Source organism: Brevibacillus sp. BD137 (genome assembly GCF_041644655.1).
Classification (GTDB): domain Bacteria; phylum Bacillota; class Bacilli; order Brevibacillales; family Brevibacillaceae; genus Brevibacillus; species Brevibacillus brevis_D.
This window is the reverse complement of sequence record NZ_JAOTNO010000017.1, coordinates 64,791-88,770: the sequence shown is the minus strand read 5'-3', so window position 1 is coordinate 88,770 and position 23,980 is coordinate 64,791. Positions and strand designations below refer to the sequence as shown.

Sequence of the window (23,980 nt, the reverse complement as noted above, 5' to 3'; positions counted from 1 at the left end):
GCCGTCTCTGGAATAGAGACAACCCTTCTATCTTTAACATTTCACCCTATACACTTGTTGCCTTTTCCAGTAACAGTCGCAACAGAGGTGTCAGAAGAAGATGCTTTTTCTACTCAACCTCTGTTGAAAGGTCACCAAATTCTAGATCATCCCATCCACCAGATGGGGTGCCTGTTGAAAACAAGGAAAAATATTTATAGCTTTCATTCCCTGATGTATCCTTTACTGCTCCTTGGGCTACATCTATGTAGTACTCTACATTATCTTTTAAAGGCGCTTTCGGTTGGATCGTTACAGTGTCATTACTGACAGTAAAAGTTGCAGGAACCTTCGCACCATTGTCATTCATTAATAGGAATTTCTTTGTTCCACTTATCACTTTGCGATCATACTTAATTGTAATAACCGCATCTACATCCACTTTTGTTTCCTCTCCATACGGCTTTACATCGATTACTATAGGCGCTTCGTTGTTGCTGGTCACAAACTGTAATAAATACTTATCGATCGATTTAGTAGAATCAATGGTGCTTACAATTGCTCCTTTGTCAATCTCGATCGCATATTTCGTATTGGATTCCAAAGTCTTGTCAGGACGAATATAGAGTGTGTTATTTCTAATCTCCAATTTTCCGCTGACTGGTGATTTTCCTTCAACCTTATAGAGCGATACTACTGTTGACGGATCATTGTCAAAAGTAATTGGCACCGGGAATGTTAGCGCAGGTCGAATGTTTGTAGGAACATCTGTCTGCGCAATAATAGGATTAGAAACTGATACGAACACATCCCCAGGCTTTGGAAAACTGATTAGGTCGTCGGAAATATACGTGCTATCAAGTTGGTATTCACTTTTGAATTTCGCGTCATTTTCCTCTAGCTGCTCATCATCAAGGAACTGATTCGGTACACCAAGCTCTTCTTTCTCCGATTTTGCTGATACGCTGTTGCTGTTTAGCGTTAAACTGAACATGAGTGTTACTGCGAGTAAGGATTGAACTAATCTCTTCATACTTCTCCTCCAAAATAGTTTTTGTGTACATAAAAATCGTATTTCATTTTTAAGGCGTAACATACAGTTTTTTACACGAAATAAAAATACGGGTATTTTGGACTAGGAACTCTTTCATCCATCGTGACCTTCCTACATTAGAAAACTCGAAGCAAACTCCGGGCCTCCTCCGTCTCCACTCCAAAAAGCGGTACGTCGACCAAAAAAAGAACGAAAGCAACAACCGCCTTCGTTCTTTCATATGTTTATACAAAAAAATTCGGAAAATCAAAGTCATCCCGTTTGCCCGACAAAATATTTCGTAATAAAAGATCAGCGGTCTCAGAGGCAAACTGGTGATACTCGCTCGTGATAACGCCTTTTTTCAATGCCTCATCGAGCTCATCCTGATCAAGCAAATATACTTCTCCTGTCGGCAGTACCACGATGTCGAGGTACAAATCGTCATACCAGATATGCCCGTTCTCGTCCTTGCCATGTCCCCGGCAAATATCGATATACCACTGCACGGTATTTCCTAACTCATCCATCATTTTCGTAACGGCATAGGCTTGGCCATGGGGAAAATACTGCAAGTACACATATCCTCTATCGCCCACACACAGTAGTTGATCCCCGACAGGCATGTAGGCAGGCTCACTTACTTCGTCCAGAGTCAGGCGGACAGTGTACCCTGAGAAAGATAAAGATTCTACCCATTTTTGCTGGTAGCCCAATCGTTTCACGCGTCTCCAACCAGGTCGATCTGCTCGTTTTCGCTTCATAGCCTGCCCTCCCTCGTCGTTTCGGTTGTTTTTACTCTACCATGAATAGGAGCGTTTTGTCAGATAGCAAACAAAGACATGCTCACGTTGAACATGCCTAAACGGATGACCTGCCATTTATGTTTGGGAGGAGTCGTCTTTTGTTGCCAATCGACTGTGTTTGCGCCCATAAAGAAAATAGACGATTGCTCCTACCGACAGCCAACCGAGAAAACCGAACTTGGTCAGCGTAGGCAGGTTGAAAACGAGATATCCGCAAAAGAGAACCGAGAGCAAGGGAAAAAGCGGAACAAGCGGGACGCGAAAAGCCCTCGGTAATTGCGGATGTGTGCGACGCAGTACAACCACTCCAACCGAGACCAAAATAAAAGCAAACAGCGTTCCAATGTTGGTGAGCTGGGCCAAGCTGGAGAGGGGCAATAATCCACTGAAGGTTGCTACTAATACAGCCACGACAAGCGTGCTCTTTTGTGGTACCTGTGTGCGGGGATGTACGTGCGAAAATAGCTCAGGGAGCAAGCCATCTCGGCTCATCGCAAAAAACATCCGGGCTTGTCCATACATCATGACTAACAAAACCGTCGTGATTCCGACGATGGCTCCCAACGAAATGAAGCCTGCTGCCCAGTCCTGATTGACATAGCTGAGCGCAAACGCGACCGGATTTTTGACATTTAACAAATAGTACGGAACAATCCCTGTCAATGTCAGTGAAACAGCAATGTACAAAATTGTGCATACGAGTAAGGACCAGATGATCCCGATTGGCATGTCGCGCTGGGGATTGCGCACTTCTTCGGCCGCAGAAGACACCGCATCAAATCCGATAAAAGCAAAAAACACCGTTGCGGCACCGGTCGCTACTCCCGCAAAACCAAACGGCATAAATGGATTCCAGTTTTCCGGCTTGACATACTTGACCCCAACGACGAGGAACAGGACCACTACCGCTACTTTTATTAACACCATGATGGTATTCAAGCTCGCTGACTCTTTCGTCCCTTTCATCAATAAAGCTGAAATGATGACAATGATGAGGACCGCAGGTAAATCAATGATCGTTCCTTTCGATGCATCAAACGCACTCGTGAGCGCATGTGGCAGATGGATGTTAAACCCGGCTAGCAATCCCTGGGCATACCCCGACCATCCGCTTGCCACTGCAGCACAAGCTACTCCGTATTCGAGAATCAAGTCCCACCCGATCATCCAGGCGACAAACTCACCAAATGCGGCATAGCTGTATGTATAAGCACTTCCTGACACCGGAACAGTCGATGCAAATTCTGCATAGCAGAGTGCGGCAAACACACAGGCAAGTGCCGCAATAACAAAAGACAAAACAAGTGCCGGTCCAGCGTGCAAGGCTGCGGCAACCCCCGTTAGCACAAAAATCCCTGTTCCCATGATCGCGCCGATGCCCAGCATTGTCAGGTCAAAAGCACCTAATGACTTTTTGAGAGAGCTTTCTTTTTTATCCACCTGCTCCAGCATTTGCGCAACTGACTTTTTCCTCAGCAATTGATTTTTCCATGACATCATGTGCGACCTCCCAAGCGGGTCATTCACTTTCAACTGTAAATGAAAACAGTTGGAGTATGATCCGATAAGGGGAAAATTATGCACAGGCGCAGCTTGGATCGAGGTTTGTTAGAGCTACCTGTGCGTTAATCCGCGCCTAATGACATTGGCGGAAACAGGCGTAATCCCGAGCTCTCTTGCCCAAACAGACAACTGCCCCATGTGATGAATCTCGTGGGCGATAACATGACGAAGCAGCTCCCCCTTCGTGTACACTTCATCATCCCAGGCGACCTTTACCGATTCGCGCTCCCTCTCGTCTGACCAACTCTCGATGAAATCACGCAATTCTGGGCGCCAGGCATCTGATAGCTCTCTTACTTTTTCTAGCGTCTTGTACGCTTCGTATGCCACCTGAACATCCGGCTTCCCTTGTACACCCCGAAGCCAGCTATACTCGACGTCAGCAATGTGAAACAAGGTGTACAAAATTGTGCCAGCCCCACTTGTACGTTCGCGCAGCAATTCTTCTGGTGGAAGCTGCTTGCACCATTCCATCCACTCGTCCCGTACCTGCCAGTTATATTGGAAAAGCATCTTCATTGAGTTCACTCCTTATCTATTTGAGTAGATGAGCAAGAAAATTCTAACTAATAATAGCACGTACGTTCTTATTACGTGAGATTTTTAGTGGTTGTCTTCTGACCATAGTGGTCGGGAGAAGCCCTGCCACATGTTTTCCAGTCGCCTGTATCCTCTCTTCGTTCGGGCGGTCTCCTTCCAAACATGTGACAGTGCTTTCGTATGGCTTTGATCCTCTTCTGGCTTCTAAATCATATTAGAAGGTCAGTGCAAAGTAGCTTTCTTAAATTCTTTTTAATCAAAGCCGCGTAGGAAGAAGCGCATTTCCAGTCCAAGCGCCTCTGGAGCCCACCTCAGCGCAGGAAAAATGGCGGGGAATTTAAGCTTCACTTATGAAAAACCTCCTCGAAACTTCTACGTTTGAAGCGCTCCCGCCATTTTTCCGGAGCGGACAGTGAGTCCCCTTGCGGGGCGTAGGCCGAAGCGTAGACTGGAAATGCGCTTCTTCCCCCACCACAGCAGCTCTACTAAACAAAAAGACCGCCAGAGCTATTAACCCTGACGGTCCAACAAACTAATCCATGCTTTCATCCGAAAACGAAAGAGAGAATCCACCTGAGAGTAAATAAAGATAACTAGACACGTTCCCTTTTGGCTTGATGATCTGCTTGATCGCTCGGACGTATAGCCTGATCTGGCCTTCGTATCTTCGCTTCATCTCTTTCATGGCTACGGCGGTCGCCTCTTTTGCCATCCAATCTGTCTTGAAATCGATCAGAACCAGGCTTCCATCCGGTTCCTCCAACAGGCAATCAATGACCCCTTGGACGACAACCTGCTCGTCGCTCTCTTCACCCAACTCCGCTTCTACTTCATATGCAGGCAGCACGAGAGTAAATGGCAATTCTCGATGCACGACCGCCGCCGACTTCATTCGCTGCCCCAAAGGATCAGCGAAGAATCGGGCGATCTGAGGAACGTCTACAGCTTGTACCTGCTCGTCAGTCAAAAAGCGGTGCGCCGCGAGTGCCGTCACCTGCTCCTGAATATCTGCTTCATCCAGCGGACGTTTCAAATCGAGATGCTGGAACACTAAGTGCGTAATTGTCCCTTTTTCTGCTGCTGTCAGTCGATTGGATTTTTGCTCAGACAAAAACTTTGGTTTTTCCGTAATCGACGGCAGTGTAAGTGGCTGTCCGCCTTTGCTGACTTTGGCATGTCGCTTGAGTTCGCTGACACTCCATTTCGCAGCTACGCGAGGCGCAATTGGATGCGGGTCCTGCCATCCTAATCTCCTGTCGACAATCTCTCGCAAAATGTCATCAGACGGTCGTTCCGCGATCGCCTCTCGCCTAGTCATGCGTTCCCACAGTGACGCCTCGTCGTTGGCTGACTCTCCTTGGGCACGAAGCTCATCTGCCTGATAGAAGTGAAACGACCAGACCGAATCATCCGGCACACTTCTGACTCTCACTACGTCTCCTGAGCCTTGTTGCTCTGGATATGCCCGCAGCAATCCTGCCCCTGGATGTCGCAGCATCGCACGCCCCACCCAGTCCAGGTATCCCTTTGCCTGAATCAAGTCTTCGTCACTGAGCCGCTCGCTGTCATCCTGTCTGCCCCAGTCCGTCACACTTTTTGCGAGATCCTTGGATGAACCGACAAGAATGAGCTTCTCGCGTGCACGCGTCAAAGCCACATAAAGCACACGCATTTCCTCAGCCAGCATATCCCGACGCAGCTTTTGCCGGATGCCCAGCGCAGCCAGACTCGGATAGCGCAGCTGCATGGAGGGCTCAACAGCCATCGGGCCAAAGCCCAGATCTTTATGCAACAAAAACTGGCTTTTCAAATCCATCGTATTAAACTGCTTGCCCATGCCCGCCACAAATACAACAGGGAACTCCAGCCCCTTACTTTTGTGGATCGTCATGATACGTACGACATCCTCGTTTTCCCCGATGGTTCTTGCTTCGCCCATATCATTGCCCGCTTCTTGCAGACGGTCGACAAAGCGCAAAAAGCGGAACAAACCACGATAGGAGCCAGCTTCGTATTGTCTCGCCCGATCATAGAGCGCACGCAAGTTGGCCTGTCGCTGCTGACCGTTTTCCAGAGCCGCTACATAATCGAGATAACCTGTCTCCCGGTACAGCGTCGTCAGCAGTTCCGATAGAGCACCTCTGCGAGCCTCTGTCCGCCATAGATCCAATCGGCCAAAGAACTGCCGCAGTCTTTTCTCCCACGACTCTTGGGGCGGGCGTTCTTCTGCATATTGAAGAACAGCTTGGTGAAACGGCCCTGTCGCGTAGTGAATGCGGATTTGAGCAAGTTGCTCCTCCCGCAAACCGACGATAGGTGATCGCAATACAGCTGCCAATGGAATGTCTTGGAGCGGGTTGTCAATGACACGCAACAAGGAGAGCATCGTTTCTACCTCAGTCGCCGCAAAATAACCCGCAGTCTGCTCCGCATACACAGGAACTCCTGCTGCGTGCAGCTCCTCTTGCATCGTCTGCCCCCAGCCTGAGGTTGCACGAAGCAAAATAACGATATCGCGATAGGCCAGCGGGCGCATTCCCCCAGCCTTTTTATCGAAAACGAGTAGCGGATCTTCTCCCTCGCCCGGCTCCATCCAGCGACGAATACGGCTGGCAATCAAGCGTGCTTCCAGCTGTGCCACACTCGCTTCCTCAGCGGACTCTCCATCTGGAATAGCTGCTTCGCCCTCATCTGTCGCCTCTGCAACTACCTGACCTTCTTCTGCTATCGCTGTATTCCGGTCGATCAGATGCATCTCTGCCTGCAAACGGTTCGGCTGTGCTTCAGGATAAGACGCGCGGTTGATCAGCTCCGCCGAAGGATCATAACCGATCTCACCTACCCCGTGAGACATAATCTGACGAAACAAAAAGTTAACGGCATCTACGACTTCCCTTCTACTACGGAAGTTCGCCGCCAGATCGATCCGCCGTCCGGTGTACGCTCCGTCAACATCACCATCTTTTTGATAGGTTACATATTTTTCGAGAAACAGCTTCGGCTCTGCCAAGCGGAACCGATAAATACTCTGCTTCACGTCACCCACCATGAAACGATTCGCTGGGTGACCATTCGCTCCGTCTCGGGAAACCATTTGCAAGATTGTTTCCTGCACGAGATTGATATCCTGGTATTCGTCTACCAGTACTTCAGCGAACTGTTCGCGCAATTGAGTGGAGATAGACGAAGGAACAGTCTCCCCAGACTCATTCGTTTCGGTTAGAACACGCAGAGCCAGATGCTCCAAGTCGCCAAAGTCGACCAAGCCACGTGAACGCTTCTCCAATTGAAAAGCATCCGAAAATGCTGTCACCAGCCTAGCCAATGTCTGCATGTGAGGAGCAATCCGCTGCAAGTCCGCGACGTACTGCTCGGCTGGCGTAGAAAAGTACTGCTCGATTTGCTCTGCCAGTTCCTTTTTCACACTGTTTCGCAGGTCTTGCACCTGTTCCTTCACGAGCGGATCTGTGCCTTTCACCGGAGGAAGCTTGGCAAAAACAACTCCTCGAATCGCTTCGGCGGTCGCTTCCCAGCCATCTCTGCAAGCCGCTCCTGCACGGTCCAGGGCAGCCGCCTCCGCTTCAAGCAAAGGCAAATAGCCAGCAGGCCCTTCCGATGAGCCAGCCAAAAGAACTGCCCTGCGCATCTTAGCGGTCATTCCACCGAGTGCCAGCTCCACAGAACGCAGCACGCTTCTACTCCACTCCAGCCCGTCCAGGCCGTTTTTATCGTGAACCGCAAACATTCCTGCCGCTTCCCCAAGCCATTGTTCTGGTGCCGGATGACTGCGCGAAAACTCATACAACCTGAGCAGCAACAGGGTGAGGGCATGGTCATCCTGACCGTCCAGCATCACATCAGCTAATGCATGAAAGTCCGCGTCATTCTCATACCAGCTCTCCAGCTGTTCCTCCAAGACATCCTGACGCAAAAGCTCCCCTTCCATCTGATCGGCAATGCGAAAATCAGGATCGAGTTCAATCAGATAGTAATACTGGCGCAAAATCCCCAAGCAAAATGAGTGAAGTGTCGTAATCGTCGCCCGCTGGAGCAGTGCCAGTTGTCGGCGGAGATGAGAAGAGTGCGGGTCATCTTTCAATGCTTTTCGCAAGGCATCGCCAATCCGATGACGCATCTCTGCCGCTGCCGCATTGGTAAAGGTCACCACCAACAGTCGATCGACTCCAACCGGGTCCTTCTCGTCCATGATGCGTCGGATAATCCGCTCAACCAGGACTGAGGTTTTCCCAGAGCCAGCCGCAGCAGCCACCAGGAGATTATTCCCGCGCTGAATAATCGCTTGCCATTGCTCGTCCGTCCATTGTTCAGGCTTGGCCTGCAATTGTTGATCCGCCATCGGTCATACCTCCTTCTCCTGCCATCTGCTGCTCTGCCAGCATGCTCCATATTTGCTTGTTGTTCCATTTGGCAAGCTGTCGGTGCTCATTCCCGCCCGCATCTCCATCAAACTTGCATACCGGCTTGTACGAACAGTAATCACAAGCGGTCATCGTCCCGTTCGTGTACGGTTCGATCTGGATTTCCCCGTTGGTCATGCGCGTACTGATTTGCTTCACAGTATCGCGAACATAGGAGGTCAAAGCTTGGAATTGCTCGACTGTTGCCACGGAAGATCGTGAGGAAAGCGTTCCGTCCTTTTTGATTTCAAATGGCACCAGCTCTGACGCCCCTTGCTCTACATAGCCATCCATCATTCGTGCCAGCTCTGGGTCTGCGAGCATCAAGCCTTTCATGCGCAAACGCTTTGCCCGCTCCTTTGCCGCCTCGTCTGCCGTTAGCAAGCGTTTTGCCGTCACAAAAGGATCCGCTACCTGGTAGTAGAAAACGCCTCCCATTTCGGCTTTTTTCCCCAACCATTCCTCGGCATTTGCCACGACGACATCCAAATAGACGAGTAGTTGCAAATTCAGACCGTTCCACACATCCGAGAGAGATAACTGCTTGGGACTGGACTTGTAGTCAATCACGCGCAGATACGGGACCTCACTATCCAGTGATTGGTCAACACGGTCAATCCGTCCGATTAACTGAAGCTCCACGCCATTTTCAAGCGTTAAAGCCAATCCCGGCAAATCTGAATTTGGCCCAAACGAAACCTCCAGCCCTACTGGGGCAAAACGGCTGCGCTTCGCATGCTCCCCAAGTACGTAAATCGCGCGTCCAACTGCTCGCTTCAGCTTGCCGGACAAATAACGATACCGGGCTGTCCGCGTCAAAATGCTGCTGCGAGTCGCAGGAACCAGTTCTTCTACAACCACGTTTGCAAGCTCCATGCTATTGTCTTCCGTCAGCTTGCTCCACTCCAGATTATCTTCGTTCATTTTTTCAACGGCCCGCTTGAGTGAAGCGTGGAACAGCTCTCCCACATCGAAACGCTCCAGCTTGTACATCGTTCTCTCAGCCAATCTGAGACCGTGGGAAGAAAAATGCGAGAACGGACATGACTGGAACCGCTCCAGACGAGATACGCTCATTTTTAGTTGTTTGCCGTACAAAGTCGTGCTCGTTTCCAAATTCAGCTCCTGAGGTCGGTTGAAATAGCGCAAGCCGGACAACAGCCACTGCTCCCGTTTGACATCGGGAGAAGCGCGAATATACCAGTCGTATACCTCCCACCAGAATTCAGGCAGCTCTCCTGTTTTCTTCATCGATCGCAATAGCGTCAAAAGGTGGCGGAACACACGCCTCGGATGTCCGAGCAGGAATGCATCTGTCTCGTGCTGCCCCGTCGGTTCGTTATAAAACACCTGATGCAAAATATCCGGTAGCACTTCCCGGATGCGGGTGAACACAGAGGACGGCAGCAGTGCCTTGCCCTCTTCATCCGCCAACGCACAGCTCAGGATCAGCCTCTCCGACGGTCTCGTCATCGCCTGGTACAGCAGGTAAGGCTCAGCCATCAGCTTTTGCTTTGCACTCGGTGCCAGAGACATGCCCATTTCAGCCAGTCGCTCACGTTCCGCCTCATCCAGAATTCCTTCTTCTTTTGGACGCAACGGAATAATGCCCTCGTTTACACCAAGCAAAAACAGAGCTTTGACATCCGGTTGACGGGAGCGCTCCATCGCCCCGATCAGCACCTGATCCAGTGCCGGGGGAACGAGTCCCAATTCAATCGTCTCCAGACCGCTGTCGAGCACACGGGCAAATGTCGCCAGGTCCATGCTCTCGTCACCCATGACCTCCACGACCTGATCCATCAGCTCGATCAATCCTGTCCATACTTGTCCATGCACCTGTGCTGCATCGAGATCGCCGTCATTTTCCGCCTTTCGCTGCCAATGCTCCAGCTTGTTAGGCACATCCAGCGCGATTAGGAGGTTGTACAGGGCAAGGGTCATTTCCTGTACGTTTTGACCCGTTGCTTGCTTCATCTCTTTTTCAAAGGACAGGAGCGGCGCTGCGTATTTGCGTCTCAACTCATCGATTTGCGCGTCTTCCTCAGCGCCTGCCTGCCCACGGAAATGCCAAGGAGATTCTTCTGCCCATTGATAGCCAAAGACACCATGAGCCAATACGTAGTTTTCCAGCCGGTCGATTTCCTTGCGAGCTGTATGCTCATCAGTGATATCCAGCAGGAGCAGGTCCGTTTTCAAGCAGCGGAAAACAGCGTCGTACCGCCACCTCGTAACAATGACCTCCAATGCCGATCGCACCAGCTCTACCAAGGGATGGTGCATGACGGAGCGCTTCTGGTCCAGAAAGTGCGGGATGCCGTATTCGGTAAACACAGCCGAAATCTCATCAGCGTACGTCCCGATTTCCCGAAGCAAAATCGCCATGTCCTTCCAGCGATATCCCTCTTCTCTCGACAGAGTCAGGAGCTTCAAGGCCACAGCCTCAACCTCTGCCCGCCTGTTCACTGCTGAGAGCATCGTCACTTCGTCAGCACGTCCGGGCTGATCCGGGATCGGCGGGTCTCCCCATTGGAAATACACTTGCTCGACCTGACGCAGCCACGGACTGCTCTTGAATCGCTGTGCCTCGGTCAATAAAAGCGGCTTGGTGATGGATACACCCGATTCACGCGCCATCAGTGTCAAGGCTTGATACGTTCGCAGCGTAGGGTGAAAAAGCCCCAGTTCATCCACAGAGGCGTCACGTTCATTCGGGTCCAGCGTCAGCGCAATCGTCACCTGCTTCGCGTGCTGCATCAACTGCTCGATCAAGCGCAGCTCTTGATTCGTAAACCCGGTAAAGCCATCGATAAATATTTCAGCCTGCTTGATGTACATGGAATCACGCACCATCGTGGCCACTCGGTTCAGGATGTCGTCCGCATCACAATACCCCTCTGACAAGTAAGCCTCGTACGCATTTATAATCAAGCGAAGGTCATGTATTTTTTGATTGAGATTGGCTCCTCCCCATTCCACATTCTCGGAATGGGTGAAGGATACCCCATACGATTTGCACTCGCTAATCAAGCGACCGAGCTGAGCAGCAAATCCAGGCTGTGTCGCCGAACGTCCGAAAACGTTCAGCTCCTCCTTGTGCCGCTCCAAAAGCATGCGCAAAACCATATGCTTACCCAGATCGTCGACAGGCACGGTAGTCAGATCGCCTAGCTCCTGCATGAGCCTGTGAGCCAATCGACCGAAGCTGAGCACTTGCGTCCCCATCACACCGCCCAGCTCTGGCAGTGTAGCGAGCGCATACTCTTCTTGAAAGCTTGCCTGTTCTGGCACGAGCAGAATCATAGGCGAACCCAACGGCTTTTCCCGCAGCCGGGCTTGCATCTGCCGATGAATCGATTCTGTCTTCCCCGTCCCTGCCCGTCCCAGTATAAATTGGACTGCCATGATTTTTCCCCTTCCCTACTCCATTTCCAGATGCAGCATGCTTCCTTTTCCCATCGGTTCTGCTGGTGTCACGACCAGACGACGCGGCATGCGCACACGTATTTCCGGGACGTGGCTAATGACTCCGATGGTGAAATCGTCCATGCGCAGTCGCTCGAGCGCATCCATAACGACTTCCAAAAGCTCCGGATCGAGTGTTCCAAAGCCTTCGTCCAGGAAGAAAAACTCCAGGCGTCCGCCACGCATTTGAATCTCCATCGACAGGGCAAGAGCCAGCGACAAGGAGGTTAGGAATGTTTCCCCGCCAGACAATGTGCTTACTGGACGGCGCATTCCACCAGCTCCCTCATCCCGCAAAACAAATTCGCCCTCGTCGCCGATTTCCAGTCCGTAACGATTGGCGGTCATCCGCTTCAGGTGATAGGAAGCGTCTCTTGCGATTGATACCAGTTTTTCCTCCGCAATGAACTGGACAAACGCCTTAGCTTCAAACAATTTTTTCAACTCTTCCAAGCGGCTCTGTTCATCCTGCTGCTGTAACATCTCTTTGTGAAGCTCTTGCCATTTGTCATGATTTTTTTCCATCCGATCCACATGCTCTTTGGCGACAGCGACTTGCTTTTGCGCCTCCTGGAAGGCTTGCTCCCATTGATCCCACGCCTCTTTTGCGGTGGTGAGCTCTTCCTGCGTAAACGAACGGCCTGCTATAGCTTGTTGCAGCCGTTCTTCCTCATAACGAAGCTGCCCTGCGATTCTCGTGTAAGCCTCGACTTGCTCCTGTGCCTGTGGCAATTGCTCGCGCTCCGAGTACCGTTCCCGTACATACTCGACAGTGCCGAGACCTGTTTCCTGCAAGCCTTGGTACAAGGTCTCATGAGCTTCCGTGCGTTGCCGTGTGAGGATCGCCAGCGTCTCCGAATACTTGACCAAATTGTTTTGCACCGTTTCACGCGCTTCGGAGGTCTCTTTGCGCTTTGTCTCTGCCAGCGTGACTGCCTGACGTAAACCGAGGAGAGAATCCTCTACCCGCATCAAACATTCCTGCGCAGTAAGTCCTCCCGTACGCTCCAGCCATTGAGCTTGCTTTTGTTCCCACATGCGCTTTCTATCTTCCAGCTTCTCCTTCAGCGCCGCTTCCCGTGATTTTCCCTCTACCTTGCGCGACTTGGCGGCTTCTACCTGCATCATCAGCTTTCCGCGCAACGCTTCTTTCTCTGATCGCACCTGCTGCAATTCTGCCAAACGGCGATCTGATTTTCCGATTTCCTCGTACCGCTGTTCAATTTCCTCAATGGGAAGCTCATTGCGCTTCGCGTCCAGCTCTTCTCTGGATTGCTTTTCTTGCATGGATGCAGCGTCCAGACGAGCTTTATTGTCATGGATCGTCTTCTGTGCCTGTTCGAGCAACAGCGAGCTCCGCTCCATCAAGCGTTTCTTTTCCGCTTCTTCCTCACGCAAGGCCTCTAGCTGCTGCTGCAATTGCTCACGCTCTGCTTTTAGCCGCTCTCTTTCCGCTTGCTTCGCAATCAGTTCTTTTTCCTCGCGCTGATAGACGGCGATCAGCTCTTCAAAAGAATCCACGATCCAAGGCTGTCCGTACCCGCTGCACTCTGCCTTGATCGCTTCCAAGCGCGCGTCCAGCTGTTCCTGTTCAGCCTTTACGCTTGCAAGGCGCTCATCAAAAGCAGCAAGCGCTCCCTTTGCTGCCAACCAAGCTTCCTTGGTCTTGCCTGCTTCTTGTTCAGCCGCACGCAATGCCTCTTCTGACGCTTTGATTCGAGCACGCAGGGCATCACCCTCTGTTCCCGCTTCAGATGCTTTTGGATGGTTCTGGTGGCCGTGTGGGTGGTGTTCGGAACCACATACCGGGCACTCCTTGCCTTCCTCTAAACGTTCGCGCAAAAATCGCGCCATGTTTTCCTGCTGCCAGCGTTCCCATTCCTGGCGCTGCTCATCTCGTTGGGCCAGTTGACTCTTCACAAGTGCTTCGCTTGCCTCTACCGCCCGAGTCAGCTCTTGATTGCGCTCCTCCAACTGCTTACGCTCCTGGACAATATGTTGCGACTTCTCCTGCCAGGCTGAGAAAGCCTGTAATACTTCCCGCCACTGGCGACCTACCTGCTTCATATCTGCCAGGACATTTCTTGCTTTCTCCCATTCTGCTTCACTCATCAAAGCCGAGTCAGCTGGTGCTACCAGCTCTTCTCTTTTTTGTGCCAAGCGATTCGCACACGCTTCCCAACTGCGTTTGTGCTCATCGGCAGTATGGGTTGCCGCCTGAATTTGCTGCTGTGCTGTAAGTTGTTCTTTTTCCAGCTCACGTACCTTGGCATGGTCCCGCTCCCACTGCTGCTTCGCTTCTCTGGCCGCTCCTATTTGCGCTCGCCATTCAGGAGAGATCGTGACCTGCTTCATCTGTTCTTGCAGTTCCGCCCACGCAAGCTCCCAGTTTTTTAAGTCGGCCTCATCCTTTTCCAGCTGTTGTTCTATGTTGGTCAAGGCAACCGACACTTCGTTCCACTCACGTTCCAGACCTGTCCACTCTTCCCGGATCGCCTTTAGCTCCTCTTCCCACTCCTGTGCCTGTACCAGCCTACCCTTTTGCTGAATCAGTAACGGCTCCTGTACAGCCAACTCGGCTTGAACCTTCTGATACGCTTGCTCTGCCTCCTCTACGGCCAAACGTGCGCTCTCCTGTTGCTCGCGGCTGCGTTCCAATCCCGCACCGGTCGCATGCCATTCCTGATCCAAGCGCTCATATTGCTGGAGTAATGGCCACAGTCGAATACTCGACTCCCACTCGCGAATCTTTGCAGTGAGGGTTGCCATTTCCGCTTCATTTGCTCCCTGCTGCTGTAGTTGCACCTGGACGTGCAATAGCTCCTGATGCCATTGGTTAAGCTGCTCCAGCTCCTTGAGCTTCCCTGCCAGCTCCTGTTTTTGCTGGGTGAATTCCTGCTCTTTTTGCGCAGCTTCCTCCCACGTTTGTCTCGCCAGCTCCAAGGCTTCCGGACCTGCGTCACCCAGTGCTGCACTCGCCAGCTGCAAGCGATGCATCTGTTCCTTGACCTGCTCTAACGCGTGCCGTACGCGTTCACTCAGCTTTTCCCCATATATATGTAGGCGGAACATTCGTTGCAGCATTTCATTGCGTTCACTGCCCTTCAGCGTCAAAAAGCGAGAAAATTGACCTTGTGGCAAAACGACCGCCCGGGTAAAGTCCTGCAAAGTGAGACCAATCAGTGCCTCAATCGCAGCTGTCGCGGACGTGGCTTTGGACTCCAATACGACATCCGGCTCTCCGGTCAAGGCTCCCGACTGAATCAGCCTCACTTCCGGTTGTCGCTTGTTCCCCTTTTTATCCAAACCAAATTCCCGTTCCACCGTATATTGCTTGCGTTCATCGCCAGTACCCAGCTCAAAGGTAAAGGAAACGAAAACGCGCTGCTCCAGTTGGTTCAGCACTTCTTTTGGGTGATTACCCCCGCCCAGCCGGACGACCTGCCCGTACAACGCAAGCGTGATGGCATCCAGAATCGTCGATTTCCCGCTTCCAGTCGGGCCAAAAATCCCAAACAGTCCCGCCTGGCATAGCACTTCGAAATCGACCTCTTGTATTTCTCGGTAGCTGTGCATCCCTGCCAGCTTCAATCGTATCGGTCTCACTCTTCTTCCCCCTCTCCTCCGGTTTCTGCCAATAGACGCTGGAACAAGGCCACGAGCTGCTCATCCGGCTCTGCTCCCCGTCTTCGTTCATAGAAGCGCTTGAACAATTGATCGGACGAAAGCTCTGTCAGCTCGACCCGCTGTTCCTCTTCTTCCTCACGCTCTTCCCTCACGACAACACGCTGTATTTTCAAGAAATCATCCGATAGCTTGCGGACACGCTGAAATTCTGCCGGGTCGATCACACCAGACACATGCAGTTCCAAGTCAATCCACGCCCCTGCATCGCGTCCCTCTTCCAACCAGCGCTCTACTTGCTCGATTCCCTCTGTCGCCCTCCAACGTGCCAATGGCCGTGCGCTCGTCAAATAAATGATCTCCTCACGCACTTCTTGTCCCGGCTCCACCTCGACCAGTACGACCGCCTTGCTCTGTCCTGCTTCAGAAAAGCTGTACGAAATCGGTGAGCCGCTGTAACGAACCAACGGCTTGTCACTGAGCTTTTGCAGTCGATGAAGATGGCCGAGTGCCACATAATCAGCGTTCTTCGGAAAAGCCTGCGGCGATACAGTCAACGCTCCCCCAATTTGAATCGGTCGTTCGGAATCCGTTTCTTTACCGCCCATGACAAACAAGTGACTCGTGACCAGATTGACCGTATCCTCGCGAAAATGAACAGACAGATCAGCAAGTAATTGTGCAATGCGCTCGGAAAAAGCAAGCTGCATCTGCTCCTGGGTAAAGCTTTCGCTCAATAGCTCCTTTAATCGCGATTCAGAAGGATATGGCAATGCCAAAATGATCGCATTCGCAGAGCAACCAGGAATCTTCATTTCCAGCCAAGAAGGTCCTCCCTGCACAATTTGCACGCGATCAGCCGATGCTTCCTGTGTCAGCAATGGCGCTTCCTTCGGCAACCCCAACAAAACGATCCCGTGCTTTGTGGCAAGCGGCGCTGCTGCCCGCACCCGCTCAGGCTGGTCATGGTTCCCGGCGATCACGACAACACCTCGCCTGCCTTCCGAAGACAAGCGCTCCAATGCATCATAAAAAAGCTCTTCCGCCCAAGCAGGCGGATTGACCGAGTCGTACACATCCCCAGCAATGAGCACCAAGTCCACTTCCTGCTCATCCGCTATGTGACAAAGCTCGTCCACAAACGCCACTTGCTCAATACGGCGGTCCCGCCCTTCCAGTTGCCGCCCGAAATGCCAATCGGCTGTATGTAATATCCGCATAGCTACTATCACTCTCCACGATCATGTGTTTGCTTTTCATTGTAACAAAAGACAGCGCTGTTCGCGGTTGAAATTTACTCCACTTCTCCGTAACTTTTGCTCCCGACTGCTCGTCTTCCAACTGAAAGGGTCATGATTGATCGATCTCATCCCGGAAAGGAGCTCGTTACCGTTGCGTAATTCCCGCCTGTTTCTCAACCTGACAGTAGGACTTGCCGCCTCCAGTCTCGTCCTCACTGCCCCCTCTTCCCTTGACTCCAAGACGCCTACCAAGACCCAAGTATTGGATTGGATTAACAAGCAAGCCAAAGCCCCAGTTGTTACCGACAACTTTGATTTTCAGCTCGTCAATCTCGATGATGATCCAGAGCCAGAAATTGTCGCTAAGCATAACGGCAGCGTACATATCGGTAACTTTTACATTTTGGATCAAAAGCCAGATCATACATATGCCCTCATCGCGGAAGAGCAATGGAATCCACCACGTCTGCAATTGGACCATTGGGACTATACGCGTGAAGTAAATTCCTCTGAGATCGACAAGGACACGGAAGATGAACCACGTCTGCTCGCAGGAAAACGGGTTTTTGAAACAGTCCAGCACACTGGCGGATCAGGTGTATCAGTATACGAGGCGAATCTGTGGTATTTGGACAAAGGTCGTCTGGTCAAAGCATGGGAAGGGCTGCTGCGGGAAACGGTTTCAGTGCCGGGTGGTCAACTTTTCCGGACTGTCGGCAGTTATCAAATCGTACATAATGACGAAGCAAACCCATTGCTCTACCACTGGCAAACGAAGCAGGAGCTAAACCCTGATACAGGTGAACTACTGCCGGGCAAGCCCGAGACTACTTTGCAAATGTATCATTGGGAAAATGGTGTTTTTGTTCCACTGAATGTTGAAAAACCGTCTGGGCAATAGCCTGACGGTTCGGTATGTAAATGCGTTGTCTTCTATCCGTCGTAGTGGGGAGAAGTCCTGCCACATGTTCTCCAGTCGCCTTTTTCCTCTCTGCGTTCGGGCGGTCTCCTTCCGAACATGTGACAGACTTCCAACAGCTGTGTATCTGAGCCGATGCTTTTACATCATTGTGAAAGTATGACAAGAAGCTTCTTGAATTTACTCACAAGATGTTTAATTAAAAGTCGCGTAGGAAGAAGTGCATTTCCAGTCCAAGCGCCTCTGGAGCCCTACCCAGCTAAGAAATAAATGGCGGGGAATTTCAGCTTCACTTATGAGATCCCTCCTCGAAACTTCAACGTTTGAAGCGCTCCCGCCATTTATTTCTTAGCGGACAGTGAATCCCCCCTTGCGGGGCGTAGGCCGAAGCGCAGACTGGAAATGCACTTCTTCCCCCCACCACAGCCACATCAAATAAAACAAAGCTGCCCTCCCACGAATTAGGAGCGCAGCTTTTCCTCTTATCTTCTCAGCTTTTCATTTGTCGGTGACTTCAACGTCTGCAAACACATGTAGCAGATGATCCCGAACAAAATCGTGATGATCATCGAGTGCGTCAGAGTAGCATACAGGTGAAGCTTGTAGATAATTACGAAGCCGCCGCTGAACACCTGCGCGATGCAAAGAATAAAGCTCAGGATACTTGCACCGTACAAGTCACGTCGTTTTTCTTTGAAATGACGTATGCAGTAAATCATTGTCCCCAACAACAAGAATCCCAACACCAACGCAGCGATTCTGTGTGCAAAATGAATACCAGTCTGTCCGTACAACTCTGGGATGACCTGTCCCTGACACAGTGGCCAGTCACTGCATGCCATACTTGAACCCGTATGTCTGACATACGCTCCGAGATAAACGACCGCGTATGTATAAATAGCGACGAACCACATCCAGTTGCGGAAGCCTTTTGAGACGGTCGTTTTCACCAAGCTTTGCGTTTTTTCCCGCTGATAAACGAACACACTCAACAAGAACACGCCTGTATAAGCAAGCAAAGAGAATCCAAAGTGCAGAGCCAAGACAGATGAGGACTGTGGCCAAATAACGGCAGAAGCGCCGAGAATGGACTCCACTACGATGAAAAACAAACCAAAAATAGCGAGATTGCGAACTTCTTGGTTGTTTTTGTAATAGCGCCAGCAAAGTACAGAGAAAATCGCGACAACAATACCGGCAACACCTGTAATCAGGCGATGAGAATATTCAATAATGGATGCCAACGTGTATTCTGGAACCCATTTACCGTTGCACAGCGGCCAGTCATTTCCACAGCCGAGTGCTGATTCTGTCTTTGTAACAAGCGAACCGGCTACCATCACGATAAACATGATCAAGGTAGCAAGAAAAGCTAATGGCTTCAGCCATTTTCCCATAGTAAGTCACCCTGTTTCTTGTGAGGATCAAACAACACCTCGTTCTATTTCCTCTTTTACGATAATGAAACATCCCCTGCTAAGCAAGGGATGTTCCGTGAACATTTAGTGAGTGTTTCGTGTCAATAATAGTTGACCATGGTACTAATGACGATCGCTGCACAAAACACTGTCAAATAAAGGATGGAGTAGCCGAACAGTTTGCGTGCCCAAGCAAGATCATCCTTGGTTTTGAACCCTTGGAAAAGCAGAACCATGTACACAATCCCCATCACACCCATGACGAGCAAATACACAAAGCCTAGGCTACCATGGATGAAAAGCAGCAAAGAAGCCGGGAACAACACCGAACCCCACAGCACCATTTGCCGCTTCGTCTCGGCAAAGCCTTTTACTACAGGTAGCATCGGCAGATTACCTGCACGGTATTCTTCTGTTTTTAACATGGCCAACGCCAAAAAATGGGGAGGCTGCCACAAGAACAAAACCAGGAACAACAGCCAAGCAGTCATGTCCATGGTCTCTGTTACTGCTACCCACCCAATCACGGGAGGAGCTGCACCTGAAATACCACCAATCACCGTATTGAGAGTTGTCACTCGTTTCAACGGCGTGTAAATCAGCACGTAAAAAATGTGGCCGATCAATCCCCAGACCGCCGCCAAGGGATTCGCATATACAGCCAGCACAGTAACCCCTGCCAAGAGCAGACCAATTCCTAAGAGGATTGCGTTACGTGCAGATATTCTTCCAGTCGCTACCCCCCGATGTTGCGTCCGCTTCATTTTTTTGTCCAGATCACGGTCGTAGAAATTGTTTAAAGCCGCACCCGACATAATGACCAAAGCGGTTCCCAGCATGGTGAAAAAAGCCAGTTTCCAGTTCGGATAACCGTAGGACGCTAACCATAAAGCAGCAAAAGTGGTCATCAAGTTTGACAGAGTAATACCTGGCTTCGTCAGTTGTACGTAATCCCGAAAGGTAGCTGGCCCTACCGGCTGTGTCTGCAAAGAAGCATCGGCATCAAGCGATTCCTGCACGGTCATTTGCTGGTCCACGTTTTGTACCTCCTGTTTCCTTCTATCTGAACATCCGATTACTTACCAAAAATGACATCCAGCACGCCAGACGTCTCGCCACCTGGATAAATCCAGTACAGTAGCAGATAAACCGCAGCTCCCGTAATGGAAGTGACAAACCAGACAATGGACGTCCAAGGACCGATCTTCCGATGTGAAGCATAGTTTTTCGTGTAAGCGTACCTGAGTGTAATCAGACCCATCACACCACCGACTGTTGCCAGGACGATGTGGAAGAACAAGAACGTCTGATAGATTGGCTTGATGCTGTCAGGTCCGCCAAAATGCGTGTTTCCGATAAACGCCGTTCTGGAAACATAAGTGATAAAGAAGATCGTGGCACAGATTGCAGCCCATTTCATAATCTTCATATGCTTATCTACTTGCTTTTTCGCAATGGCGTACCAGCCAATTGCAACGAGAATTCCGCTAATAACGATAAAAGTCGTACTTACCGTAGGCAAGATGAGCCCCATTTTTTCACCTCATTCAACAAACGTTTCTGCTGTTCGCGCATATTTAAAAAGTCGGCTTTTCAACACCGAAAGATTGATCCATCGGCAAGTCGTCCTGCTTCTCTGCCTTGTACCAATGGTAGAAGACATAGGCCAGCACACAGCCATAAACAAGCTCCTGTACCAGCTTCATAATAATTCCGCCAAGGCGCTGATCATTAAACGCGTCGAGGCTTTGGAATAGCTGTGGAGCAGCTATATACGTAGCGTACAGCGGTTCCGAGGCAAAAATAATCAGCGCACAGGCTGGCGTAATCAAGACACCGTTTGCAAAAACGTACGACAGTTTTTTCAATCCGGCCAGTTGTCGCTTGTTATCAGACAACGGACTCACAATGGGCCACCACATTGCAAATGCGGCAATCACGAGAATGACATGATAAAACGTCATCCACTCATGGTTGATCGCAACCGCATCAAATATAAACGGAACATGGTAAAACGAAAACAGCGAGTTGAACAACAGCGCTGCCACTAACGGATGTGTCAAAGCGTTTAGGATGAGCTTCAGCGCTTTCGGACGGAAAATCTTGGCCAAAAGCCATTCAGGCATGGCCAGAAGCATGAGCGGTGGCAGAGCAAAGTACAAGATCGATTGTTGAAGCATGTGTAAACTAAACATGTAATGATGGCCGTAATAACTGATAGGGCTTCCTTGTGCAATGTAAAACAACACGATTGCCAACACGAAAAGCAATCTTTGCTTGCCAGTCGCCGGTGTAGCGTTTTCAAAACGTTTATGCATGGGACCTGTTAGAAGAAAGTAGACAGTTGTCACGAGCAACGACAAAAGCATCACATCCGGACTCCATAAATCCGAAAAGGTTGCTGATCCGGTAGCCGGTGACATCTCGTGCATTTGATGTGCATTTCCCAAGTTTATATCCTCCCTTCCGAATGTGAAATCTTGGACGTTGCCGAACTCGCTGGGCGTCGTCATATGTACATTTTGGGTCAATATGAAATACCAATTTTTATCTATTAAATGTTGCCCTTGATCCAATCTCCATTATACCGTTTATTCCCTTTTTCTTTGAAGACAAAAATGAACAAAGTGTTGAACAATACAATTCGAAAAATTCACATAAAACCCATTGTAAATTGAGTCATCATGGTGATGGAGAAGAAAAAGCACAGTTCTCTTCGACTCTGACACGCCCGCAAGGGGGATTTACTGTCCGTCTCCACTTCCAAAAGGGGACCGTCGAGCCAAAGCCACCCTACGGGCGGAAGTTTCTCAGGGAAGAAGTGTTCGACAAGCGTGGTCCTCTTTTGGAAGTTCCGACTGGGTAGGCGTTGTCAAGGTCTACGAGACCTGTGCTTTTTCTTCTCACCAGCTTTATTGGGACATCGTACCTTTTAAAACACTTCCTATAAAAAAATAAAGAAGAGTCCAGATCTTGTCTGAACTCTTCTTCTCTTCTTATCTTACAAACCAAAGGAAACGAACTTGGTTTCCAAATACTCATCCATTCCGTAGCGGCCACCCTCACGGCCGATTCCGCTTTCCTTGAAACCGCCAAACGGAGCTTGTGTCTGGGTTGGCGATCCGTCATTGATCCCGACGATTCCGTATTCGAGGAGTTCAGCCATGCGGAAGCAACGCTGATTATCGCGGGTGTACACATAAGCAGCCAAGCCGTAACGTGTGTCGTTTGCCATCTGTACGACATCCGCTTCCTCTGTAAAACGCACGAGTGGAACGACAGGGCCGAACGTTTCTTCATAGGAGATTTTCATATCCGTTGTAACGCCAGCAATCAAGGTCGGTTCGCAATAGAAGCCCTTTGCATAATCACCTTCAACCAAACGATTTCCGCCGTATACCACTTGCCCGCCTTTGTCCTTGGCGTCCTCGATATGCTCGAGCACCTTGTTCAGGGCACGCTCGTTCACCAGTGGACCGATCTCTGTCTCTTTCTGGCGACCATCCCCTACCTTCGCACGCTTCAGACGCTCTACCAGCTTTTCTGTAAACGCATCTGCGACATCCTCGTGGACGTACAGACGGTTCGTGCAAATGCACATTTGACCGGAGTTGCGGAACTTGCTCTCAAACAGACCTTTCACGGCTGCATCCAGATCGGCATCCGGGAATACGATGAACGGTGCGTGACCACCAAGCTCCATGCTGACGCGCTTCACTTGCTTCGCCGCGCCTTCCATCAGCAGCTTGCCGACACGGGTGGAGCCTGTAAATCCGATTTTGGAGAGCTTCGGATTGTCGATAAACTCCTTCCCAATCGATTCCGGATTTCCAATGACGAGGTTTACGACGCCTTTTGGAAAGCCAGCCTGCTCAATCAGCTCAAACATGCGAATCGCAGACAACGGCGTGCTTTCTGCTGGCTTTAAAACCACCGTGCAGCCCGCCGCCAAAGCCGGAGCGATCTTACGTGCAACCATGTTCACCGGGAAGTTCCATGGGGTAATCGCCCCTACCACCCCTACAGGCTGACGCAGCACCATGATGCGCTTGTTGGGAACCGAGGATGGGATCGTTTCTCCGTTGACACGCTTGGCCTCTTCTGCGTACCAAACAAAGTTATCAGCAGCACCCAGCACTTCGCCTTTTGCCTCGCCCAAAGGCTTGCCCATTTCAGCAGAAATGATGCCCGCCAGTTCATCCCGATTGTTTTTCACCAGCTCGGACAAGCTGTACAAATATTTGGCGCGCTCGCGAGCAGTTAGTCGAGACCAGCTGGCAAATGCCTGCTGAGCAGCGTCGATGGCCTTGTTGGCATCCCGACCATCACCGAAGGTTACTGTGCCAACTGTTTCACCTGTAGCCGGATTCGTAATCTGAATGGACTCGCCACTCTCGGCATTCACCCATTCTCCATTAATAAACATTTGCTTGTACTCTCCCATGACATTCGCTCCTCTCAATCTCTCTCAATAGATTGGTTTTAGGGCCTCAAATGGATTTTTGCAGTGCCGGCAATACAAAATACTTCGACAAGCAGCAGGGCCAAACAAATTTTCCATTTGCGTATACGGGGAATCACAATAGGGACAGGCTACTTCCCATGTGTCTCCCGGTTTGAAGTCAAGCGGTGGCGGCGCGATGCCAAAGCTTTTCAGCTTATCGCGGGCATCCAAAGCGATACGATCAGATGTCCAGGCTGGATCATAGACGAACGCTACCTGAACCTGATTGATTCCTTCTGCCTCCACCAGCTTTTCTGTGATGTTTCTCTTCATGATCTCGAGTGCCGGACAGCCGACAAAGGTAGGGAGCACCTCGACGTGTACGACGTCTGCCTCGACGCGCACTTTGTGGATCATCCCCATCTCTACCATGCTAATCACCGGAATTTCGGGATCGGTTACTTGCTGCAGCAGTTCCCAGCATGTCGCTTCAAGCCCTTCATGCAGTTGCGGTTCTTCTTGCGCCATGA

15 protein-coding genes are annotated in these 23,980 nt (G+C 50.6%); 1 reads left to right on the top strand and 14 read right to left on the bottom strand.

Annotated elements, in window-relative coordinates:
- Positions 1-109: 109 nt before the first annotated feature.
- The 8 genes from ODZ53_RS26340 to ODZ53_RS26305 form a co-directional block, all read right to left on the bottom strand.
- Positions 110-1,012 carry an Ig-like domain-containing domain gene (locus ODZ53_RS26340; protein WP_142496966.1) on the bottom strand — a complete coding sequence of 301 codons (903 nt, stop codon included), beginning with the start codon at positions 1,010-1,012 and terminating at the stop codon, positions 110-112.
- Positions 1,013-1,257: 245 nt separating this feature from the next.
- Positions 1,258-1,776 (bottom strand): ribonuclease FAU-1 family protein, encoded by a 519-nt coding sequence (locus tag ODZ53_RS26335; protein ID WP_173607441.1) that lies wholly within the window; start codon positions 1,774-1,776, stop codon positions 1,258-1,260.
- A gap of 117 nt (positions 1,777-1,893) precedes the next feature.
- The gene (bcaP, locus tag ODZ53_RS26330) at positions 1,894-3,315 is read right to left on the bottom strand and encodes a branched-chain amino acid transporter BcaP (RefSeq protein ID WP_372681177.1); all 1,422 of its coding nucleotides are present in this window, start codon (positions 3,313-3,315) and stop codon (positions 1,894-1,896) included.
- 117 nt (positions 3,316-3,432) lie between these two features.
- Positions 3,433-3,900, bottom strand: coding sequence for a DinB family protein (locus ODZ53_RS26325; RefSeq protein WP_372681174.1), 468 nt, complete (start codon positions 3,898-3,900; stop codon positions 3,433-3,435).
- Between the two features lie 553 nt (positions 3,901-4,453).
- Entirely contained in the window at positions 4,454-8,278 is a 3,825-nt protein-coding gene (gene addA / locus ODZ53_RS26320; protein ID WP_372681172.1) for a helicase-exonuclease AddAB subunit AddA, read from the bottom strand.
- Entirely contained in the window at positions 8,247-11,744 is a 3,498-nt protein-coding gene (gene addB / locus ODZ53_RS26315) for a helicase-exonuclease AddAB subunit AddB (RefSeq protein WP_372681170.1), read from the bottom strand. The genes addA and addB overlap by 32 nt, the downstream gene beginning before the upstream one ends.
- Before the next feature lie 15 nt (positions 11,745-11,759).
- Complete coding sequence (locus tag ODZ53_RS26310) at positions 11,760-15,410, bottom strand: AAA family ATPase (protein WP_372681168.1); 3,651 nt, start codon at positions 15,408-15,410, stop codon at positions 11,760-11,762.
- A complete protein-coding gene (locus tag ODZ53_RS26305; protein ID WP_372681166.1) occupies positions 15,407-16,648 on the bottom strand; it encodes an exonuclease SbcCD subunit D in 1,242 nt (413 codons plus the stop codon). Before ODZ53_RS26305 ends, ODZ53_RS26310 begins: the two co-directional genes overlap by 4 nt.
- 172 nt (positions 16,649-16,820) lie before the next feature.
- Here ODZ53_RS26305 and ODZ53_RS26300 point away from each other — a divergent pair, with 172 nt between their 5' ends.
- Positions 16,821-17,570 carry a hypothetical protein gene (locus ODZ53_RS26300; protein ID WP_372681164.1) on the top strand — a complete coding sequence of 250 codons (750 nt, stop codon included), beginning with the start codon at positions 16,821-16,823 and terminating at the stop codon, positions 17,568-17,570.
- A 500-nt stretch (positions 17,571-18,070) separates the two neighbouring features.
- Here the strand turns inward: ODZ53_RS26300 and ODZ53_RS26295 are convergent, their stop codons facing one another.
- From ODZ53_RS26295 to paaD, 6 genes are all read right to left on the bottom strand, one after another.
- Positions 18,071-18,985 (bottom strand): COX15/CtaA family protein, encoded by a 915-nt coding sequence (locus tag ODZ53_RS26295; RefSeq protein ID WP_015893211.1) that lies wholly within the window; start codon positions 18,983-18,985, stop codon positions 18,071-18,073.
- A 122-nt stretch (positions 18,986-19,107) separates the two neighbouring features.
- The gene (gene cyoE, locus ODZ53_RS26290) at positions 19,108-20,043 is read right to left on the bottom strand and encodes a heme o synthase (protein ID WP_015893212.1); all 936 of its coding nucleotides are present in this window, start codon (positions 20,041-20,043) and stop codon (positions 19,108-19,110) included.
- Positions 20,044-20,081: 38 nt separating this feature from the next.
- Entirely contained in the window at positions 20,082-20,540 is a 459-nt protein-coding gene (locus tag ODZ53_RS26285) for a DUF420 domain-containing protein (protein ID WP_015893213.1), read from the bottom strand.
- A 43-nt stretch (positions 20,541-20,583) separates the two neighbouring features.
- Positions 20,584-21,456, bottom strand: coding sequence for a cytochrome c oxidase assembly protein (locus ODZ53_RS26280; RefSeq protein WP_372681161.1), 873 nt, complete (start codon positions 21,454-21,456; stop codon positions 20,584-20,586).
- Positions 21,457-22,007: 551 nt separating this feature from the next.
- The gene (locus ODZ53_RS26275) at positions 22,008-23,450 is read right to left on the bottom strand and encodes an NAD-dependent succinate-semialdehyde dehydrogenase (protein WP_372681159.1); all 1,443 of its coding nucleotides are present in this window, start codon (positions 23,448-23,450) and stop codon (positions 22,008-22,010) included.
- Positions 23,451-23,474: 24 nt separating this feature from the next.
- Positions 23,475-23,978, bottom strand: coding sequence for a 1,2-phenylacetyl-CoA epoxidase subunit PaaD (gene paaD / locus ODZ53_RS26270; protein WP_372681157.1), 504 nt, complete (start codon positions 23,976-23,978; stop codon positions 23,475-23,477).
- Positions 23,979-23,980: the final 2 nt, after the last annotated feature.

Excerpts from the sequence above, each read along its gene's own strand:
- addA (WP_372681172.1), bottom strand. The coding sequence starts at position 8,278 with ATGGCGGATCAACAATTGCAGGCCAAGCCTGAACAATGGACGGACGAG.
- ODZ53_RS26340 (WP_142496966.1), bottom strand. The coding sequence starts at position 1,012 with ATGAAGAGATTAGTTCAATCCTTACTCGCAGTAACACTCATGTTCAGT.
- paaD (WP_372681157.1), bottom strand. The coding sequence starts at position 23,978 with ATGGCGCAAGAAGAACCGCAACTGCATGAAGGGCTTGAAGCGACATGC.
- ODZ53_RS26285 (WP_015893213.1), bottom strand. The coding sequence starts at position 20,540 with ATGGGGCTCATCTTGCCTACGGTAAGTACGACTTTTATCGTTATTAGC.
- addB (WP_372681170.1), bottom strand. The coding sequence starts at position 11,744 with ATGGCAGTCCAATTTATACTGGGACGGGCAGGGACGGGGAAGACAGAA.
- bcaP (WP_372681177.1), bottom strand. The coding sequence starts at position 3,315 with ATGTCATGGAAAAATCAATTGCTGAGGAAAAAGTCAGTTGCGCAAATG.
- ODZ53_RS26305 (WP_372681166.1), bottom strand. The coding sequence starts at position 16,648 with ATGCGGATATTACATACAGCCGATTGGCATTTCGGGCGGCAACTGGAA.
- ODZ53_RS26295 (WP_015893211.1), bottom strand. The coding sequence starts at position 18,985 with ATGGGAAAATGGCTGAAGCCATTAGCTTTTCTTGCTACCTTGATCATG.
- ODZ53_RS26325 (WP_372681174.1), bottom strand. The coding sequence starts at position 3,900 with ATGAAGATGCTTTTCCAATATAACTGGCAGGTACGGGACGAGTGGATG.
- ODZ53_RS26335 (WP_173607441.1), bottom strand. The coding sequence starts at position 1,776 with ATGAAGCGAAAACGAGCAGATCGACCTGGTTGGAGACGCGTGAAACGA.
- ODZ53_RS26275 (WP_372681159.1), bottom strand. The coding sequence starts at position 23,450 with ATGGGAGAGTACAAGCAAATGTTTATTAATGGAGAATGGGTGAATGCC.